This is a genomic window from Shewanella sp. A22, from assembly GCF_053850585.1.
Genome location: NZ_JBSQBN010000173.1, coordinates 1 through 7338, shown reverse-complemented (window position 1 = coordinate 7338; position 7338 = coordinate 1). Strand labels below are relative to the sequence as shown.

At 39.5% G+C, this 7338-nt stretch carries 6 protein-coding genes; 1 reads left to right on the top strand and 5 read right to left on the bottom strand.

Features of this window, described 5'->3' with window-relative positions:
- Positions 1–142: 142 nt before the first annotated feature.
- The 5 genes from ACWXWT_RS19365 to ACWXWT_RS19345 form a co-directional block, all read right to left on the bottom strand.
- A complete protein-coding gene (locus tag ACWXWT_RS19365) occupies positions 143–364 on the bottom strand; it encodes a penicillin-binding protein (RefSeq protein ID WP_456043209.1) in 222 nt (73 codons plus the stop codon).
- Positions 365–428: 64 nt separating this feature from the next.
- A complete protein-coding gene (locus ACWXWT_RS19360; protein ID WP_456043208.1) occupies positions 429–1466 on the bottom strand; it encodes a sodium:calcium antiporter in 1038 nt (345 codons plus the stop codon).
- 190 nt (positions 1467–1656) lie between these two features.
- The gene (locus ACWXWT_RS19355; RefSeq protein WP_456043207.1) at positions 1657–2520 is read right to left on the bottom strand and encodes a hypothetical protein; all 864 of its coding nucleotides are present in this window, start codon (positions 2518–2520) and stop codon (positions 1657–1659) included.
- The gene (locus ACWXWT_RS19350; protein WP_456043206.1) at positions 2513–4231 is read right to left on the bottom strand and encodes a hypothetical protein; all 1719 of its coding nucleotides are present in this window, start codon (positions 4229–4231) and stop codon (positions 2513–2515) included. The genes ACWXWT_RS19355 and ACWXWT_RS19350 overlap by 8 nt, the downstream gene beginning before the upstream one ends.
- Before the next feature lie 430 nt (positions 4232–4661).
- The gene (locus ACWXWT_RS19345) at positions 4662–6209 is read right to left on the bottom strand and encodes a methyl-accepting chemotaxis protein (protein WP_456043205.1); all 1548 of its coding nucleotides are present in this window, start codon (positions 6207–6209) and stop codon (positions 4662–4664) included.
- Between the two features lie 662 nt (positions 6210–6871).
- On the opposite strand from ACWXWT_RS19345, the gene ACWXWT_RS19340 reads away from it, so the two are divergent.
- Positions 6872–7198, top strand: coding sequence for a YkgJ family cysteine cluster protein (locus ACWXWT_RS19340; protein ID WP_456043210.1), 327 nt, complete (start codon positions 6872–6874; stop codon positions 7196–7198).
- The last annotated feature ends 140 nt before the right edge of the window (positions 7199–7338 follow it).

Genomic DNA, 7338 nt, shown 5'->3' with positions numbered 1-7338 from the left:
AAAAGTCTCTTTGAAGTGGTCAATATGCATGGTGAGCTCCCGAAAAAAGGGAGTATAAGATCATAGCTAAATGTTAACGTCAAATCGTGTGTTAAGTTGATTGAAAAACGTTCACGATCTCGCCCTGCCCAATATCACTCAATCAATAAGTTGAGTTGGGCGTACTCTCAGGATTAACCTCACCATAAACCTCTTCAGGATCAACATCATTTATCAGTAATATTTCCCTAACAGTTTCAATGTGATCTAATATTTTTTGGTAGTTATCACCATATTCATATTTAGTCACTTCAATTGATTTAGGCATGTAGGTAAACGCAATTTTTAATGCATTTAACGCAGATTTACTCATTTTGTCGCTCATTGATAGAAATCCTTATCTAATTATTGGAGTTAATAACATTTCACTCACAGGTTAAAATAGATCGTTAGGGTAATACAAATAATGTGGCTATGCCGCCAAAATACAACACCAGCAAAATAACACTTTCTAAACCAATGTTTGCTAGCCCGTGACGCTCACGATAAATCAACCCCATAATTAACACACTTGTCATTAACATCGAATTGGCTAACCAGAATTGTTCTGCGCTGGTAATAGCAGCATAAATAGGGCCTTCTCTGTAGGCTACATCCGATGCTGCAATAAATAGCGTATCGAATGCATTACCGCCGATAATATCACCAACCGCCAAGTTTGGCGCGCCCATCCGAACTGCTGTGATGGCGACAACAAGCTCTGGTACTGATGTTGAGACTGCCGTAAACACGCCACCGACCACACTGTGTGATAACCCTGTTTTATCTCCTAGAGGTACAGCTAGTTGTGCGAGCCCCCACCCAGATAAAGCGACAATAGCCGCATAGCCAAGAAAGCTTAACCAAAGCCTTAAAAGATGGCGGCTACGATACTGATGCCCTGTAGGCTCTTGTGCTGTGTCGGCTGTTTTTCTCGGAAACCACATCGGCTTATGGTGCATACGGGACAACAAACGAACACCAAAAATATAGACAATAACAATAATAATTGTCGCTGGATGAATGGCAAATAAGCTGAGCGTCGGGAAAGTTAATGCCAATGCATGGATACTAAGTAAAGTAAGAAGAAAGGCTGACATAAATAGATTTTCAGCGGATGCAGCGGCATGTTCAAGGTTTGCTCGTTTGTATGCGATATCAGCTAAAGCAAGAAATGTTGTCTGTGCAGCAATGCCTCCTAAGCCGTTGCTTACAGCCAACTCAGCATATCCCGCAGCGGCAGCGGTAACGGAAGTGGTAATTCCAGACAGTGATGTTGATGCACCAATAAATACCGCCCCCATAAGTGCTTCACCTAAGCCCGTAATGTGGGCAAGGTCGCGGGCAGTTTTTGTCATCTTTATGCCAAACCAACCGATAATAGCTGTGATGCTAACGAAAGATATCAACACAAGCGTCAGCGACCAGCTGCTTGGATTTACTATCATATGAGCACTCCAAACATCCTGTTATGTCTCAATAATAGCAGTCAACAACCCGTTTTGAATACCGATAATTGAGCTAAACATAATAGATTAATAGCCCGTTTTCGCCCATATTTGTTTTTAACTGTGGTGTTATTGGCGGCGGAACAGACCACCCCAAAAACCATTTTCGCGCTGCACTTTATAGCTTATTTTAACGATTAGATATCATTTGCCATCCGCTTTTCAACAGATTAAATAACAATTTAAGTAAGCGATAGGCTAGCCAAAGTATCACTCCTATTCCACACAAAAAAACTATCAAAAAGAATGCATTTTCCGCAAATGAGTTTTCTTTTTTGGTTTTTTCAACCTTTGCTGATTTCCCCTGTGGTGTAGCGTCGGACGTGGTGACTTTAGCAGGGGTATCTGAAAGTGATGCTAGCTCAACCGAGAAATTATTTTGGTTATGGTCTAGCATGACGTTAAATTGGCGACTTTTGTACCCCCTATGACTGACCTCAACGAGGTATTTACCGGGGCTAAGTGGCATTGCAAAAGTATATTTCGGAACAATATTCATGATCCTTACCGTCGCAGTCTGTGGGACAGTGACAATTTCTAGAGGATACTTTTTTAACCCTTTTTGCCAAAACGTTAATTCAATCTTATGTTTACTTCTGTTTGGTACTATCACTTTTCGTTCGATAGTTTGTTTTTTATGATCTTTGGGTTGGGCTGTTAACCAATATGTTCCAGCGGCTAAAACGGCTTCTCGATTCATATTGAACCCTTTTGCATAACGTTTGCGAGAAAGCGTTACAAAATCAATATCTTTATAATTAACAATCTCTAATATACCGCGATTATTATTTGTCGAAACTAACGTGTACTCATTTTCTTTAATTTGATCTTTTATCTGCTTTAAACCTGGTAGCTTGGCCAGCTCCCCCGCAAACTCTTCAAAAATACTTTCTTTTACCTTACCTTTAATGGTTTCTTTAATATCAGCATATGCAACGTTTGAAATAGCGCTGATAAACAGAACAGCCCAAATTATTGAAATCCATTTATTCATCCGAACCTCCAATGATTTCCAACAAACCACTAGTGAGCTCAGGTACTGAATCACCCAATAAATTAATAATCATCATCACGGTATCCGTATCACCGTTATTTTGTATGTAATCACGAATAACAGCGTCAACAGCTTGTTTATTTTGCTCATAAAGCACTTTGCCACTACTAAGCATCAGCTCCTCAAGTGCTTCACCGCGCAACGCATCCTCAAGTGATTGAGCAAGTTGATTAGACTTTTCTGTTTGATGTTTAACATCAAAAGCTGTCTCTTTAGTGAACTCAATCATATGATTGTTAATGTTATCTTTGTTTAGTCCCATGAGTTGCGCAAACAAGGAACTCACATTAGACAAGGCCACAACCTCAAAAATTTGCTTTTCAACTTCAGATTTTGCAGGCATTTCACGTTTGGTGGGCCGACTTAAGTTACATACATTTGAATCTGGCAAAGTATAACCATTGCCAGTTGTCACCTCTGCGCCATCAACCACTAATCGCCAACTAAAAAACATCCCAAACACAAACCAAAGCATATGACCACCAGGAAGTTCTACTTTGTCCATGGTGATCGTTTTATGGGTTATATCGCCACCCCACATTGCTGCCATTCGTTCACCGTCTTTTCTATCTAAATTGCACATGTAGGTGAACTCTAAACAAACATCAGATTGGACTATACTGGCGTCTGATTGCGAATTAAATTGAACGATATCATCGCCAATAAAACGTTTTTTTCCTTGATTTAACACACTGACGAGCTGCTTTTCCAGTAATTGATTAGCAATGTTTGGCTCAGGATAGGTAAACCTTAAGTACTCGCGGCTATTTAATACATGGGGGTCAAATTTTGAAGGAGTCTCTCTATTTCGCGCAATCTCTAATAATCGATTTGCGTACTTTTCCATAAAGAGTTTAGGTTTTAATGCACTAGCGTTAGCAATAAAGTTCGCTACATCATCTGTGTCACTTAACACTTTTACATTATTAGAATGCTCTGCTCTTACCGTAATATTACCGTGACCAGAATTAACCACCGCACTTAACATCTCAAGAAATGGTGAGTTCAAACCATGTGTTGCATAACCTTGACGGTACATTTCCAATTTCAAGCGGCCACGCTGATCAATTGACTGCATCGCCTTAGCAGCCTTTTTCTCCATGGTCTTACAATGTAATAACCTTAGGGGATTACTACGGGACCATTTAATGAAGTTTTTGTACTCAGACTTAGTATCTGACTCAACGGCATTTTGCCACTTTTTATCGGTATGTCTATGACGAGATACATAGGATAGCAGCAGTAGAAAGGATAATAGCGTTCCTAAAAACTGACCAATACCTAAAGGGTAAGGTTCATATGGATATTGTTTAGCAAGTACAGTGGTGGTTTTGTCCGAGATGGGATAAGACGTTTGATAATCTAAAGAAAGTAATACCGGTGTTGCAAAGCTTTTTATGGGTAATAAGCGGTTTTCTTGCCACGCAAAAACAGTCTGAGCTTTACCTTGGTAAGTAAACGTTTTATCTGTATAAATTTGATATTTTACCGAGCCAAATGCCACGGTAATTAACCAAGCTACAGCACCAATCAAAACATAACGAGAAAAACGTCTTAGTTTAATGCGCCAAATAGAATTTGGCTTAGACTTGCTCAATTGTCGAATAAACATCCAACAAACAAAACAACCAAGAATAACAAGCTTTATCATTAGCACGTCCATGTTGTATGTGATTAGTATGATTAGTTAATAGATTGTTTTTGCTAAAATAAAACAAGGTTACTTTTTGCAATCACAATACCAGAATAGAAAAAATCATGCAAAAATTTGCATGACCATTTGAGGTTCAATCTCACTACATACTATGTCACATACTTTTTAAACTGTTAACATCGCTTTTTTCAACATAGATCACGCTAATTTTTATGGCTGTTTTACCTCATAGAATAACTCAGCAGAAAGGCTTGATATTAATCAAGTTGAAAACAAATAGTTGTTTTTATAACTTAATGTTTAAGCGCCGTGTCGGATTTTTCGTTATCGTCGTTCTCACTTTACGTCTTCAGCGCATTACTCTTAAACAGCTTAATTAGGTTGAGTTCTGGCTACTGAATAATATTGAGTAGACAAATATAATGGTTTAATGTTCTTCGGCTTTGTAACCAATTCTAAATCCGCCCCAATGCTTACCGTTAACGTATATAGGTGCCGACAAGTCGTGCATGACTTCACCAGTATCACGCTTATAAGTTTGCAATAAAAAACTTTCAGTGTTGCTTCCACACCGTTTTCCGGTTGGGTCATCAAAAATTCGCTTAGTGCGATTGCCTGCAAGATCTTGTTCTCGGTTTCCGGTTAACGGCTGAGAAAACTTAAGGTTGTGAGTAGGAAAATACCCTCTTACATCAACCGCTCCAGCGTAAATAATATCAGGATTATTTTTTAAAATAGCTTCTTGTATGCTGGGTAAATTTGTATCGGTAAAACGGTCAAAACCTGTGGTGAACTTTTGAGGGTCGGTGTTAGGAATAGGCTGGTAATTGGCGTCAAACAACTGTGCTTGAGTTAGTGAGCCTTTTATTATTGCCTTTTCAAAAAGCGATCCGATCTCGGCGGCTGTATGAAGTGCAACATTAGCAATAGTTGCATGCTTATCTGACAACTCAAAATCTTGTAAGTGACGAAATATTTGTTCTGCAAAACCACTAAGACTAAGCACGCGATCTGAAGCTTCAATCAAATCGGTATCAACCTTAAGTATTGAAGCCCCTATTCCTTCAATGTTTGCACCAATGCCATTAGTATTATCAACGGTAAAGCCGACAGTTTGATCCATTTGTAGCATTTCGCTTGCGGCACTGGCCATGCTTTCTTGACTTGCTTTGGTGAGAATATAGATTTCATTCATGCGATGAGAGAGTTTTCCACCCATGTCACTCACTCGTTGCATTGCTTGTACGGATTGAATGCTGTCGTCTCCAATTTCAGATAACAATGACTCAATACCTTGGGTTGCTTCGGCCGTTTTATGGGCGAGATTTCGAACTTCGTCGGCAACCACGGCAAAGCCTCGTCCCTGTTCGCCGGCTCGTGCGGCTTCAATGGCGGCATTAAGGGCCAACATATTGGTTTGGTCAGATAGTTTGTTAATGGTATCGGTGATACTGCTTATAGCGTTTGCTTTATTTTTAAGTTCGATTAGTAGCGCAGCTGTTGATTCAATTTCAATGGACAGACTACTTTGTTGCTCATCAACTTGTTTTATTTCGTTGGCGTAACTTGAAGCTTGTGTATTTGCATCCTCAACCAATAAACGCACTTTAGCTGATTGACCTAAAAGTTGTTGAGCGCCTTGCTCTAAGTGGCTCGCGCGTTCAGATATCTCTTTAACATGTTGAACTTGTAATCCCATTGCATGTGCTAAGTTTTCGATAAAAAACGACACTTCTGCCCCGCCAATCGCTATACGTGTAGCGGCCTTACTTATGCCACTGGCAAGATGTTCATCCTGCTCTGGAGCATCATGAGGCTCTAAGGTAATGCCTTTTTTCTGGGTCAACAGTAACGTAACAACGGAAGCTATGGCGATGAGAAATGCAAGAAGCCAATTAGGTAAGGTTAAATAACTCAATAGCAGTACTGAGGTAAATATCACTAATCCATTAATTAAAATCATTTTAGTTAACATGAATACTCCAATCCATTTTTATTCAGGTTATCACTCTCTATATCATTGTATGCTATCGACTTTGGTCTAAGTGAGTATCATTACCTCCATTTTCTGCAACCCTGTCGAGTTGACCATTAATGATTCGCTATTCAGTCGTTAAAACCGATATACATTATTAGGGACAAATAGGCCTTAACTAGCTTTTATTTCAATAACCTTGCACTGTTATTTTGTGTCTGTATATCACTGAATAAGCACAATGGTTAAGTTATACCAATCCTATTAAATATGTGATCTTTCAGCGGGAGTTAAAAGTGCTGTAGGCAAGGCAGATGATTGAAGCGAATAGTGATTCTATTTTGAAAGCATCTAACGAAGCTAAAGGACTTTGAGCCCCGCCAGAATGGAGTCTCTCAGGTATTCCACTTCTGTGTTACATCGATTTAAAAGGGAACAACCATTTCTACATCAATGTGCCTTGAATTGAAAAACCTGAGAGACTATGAACTGACCAGATATTTAATGAGATTGGTATTATCATCATCCCATAGTGAAGTTGTTTGGCTAATATCGCAATCTTATGAATATTTGATCCAATATAACGCCAACACCGCTAAATTACGGTATCCTTAGCCCAAATGTTCAACTGCAGCCCTCAAATGCCCTCCAATATCATTACTATGTTCACTGAGTCGTCAGATACTGCAGCGATTTCGCAAACGCTACCCTCAACAGAGCAACCTGCAGTGACCTGTTCAACTTGCCAAGCCTGCTGCTGTCGTTTAGAAGTGATGTTAATTACTGAAACAGGCGTGCCTGAAGAGTATATTGATACCGATTCGTGGGGCGGAGAAGTGATGCTCCGGCTCGATGATGGTTGGTGCGCGGCCTTAGACCGAGACACCATGATGTGTTCCATTTACGAAAAACGTCCGTTCATTTGCCGTGAATTTGAAATGGCAGAATATGAATGTATAACTGAACGTAAGAAATATTTACCTGAATAAATCACTGCAACAATGTTGTGGTTGAATTAGCCGGACACTTCAATAAAGGAATATAATAATGCCATTATTGAGGTGAATATGACTAAACGAATAAATAAACAATATCCAGATGATTTTAAAAAAGAAGCTGTCGCTTTGGT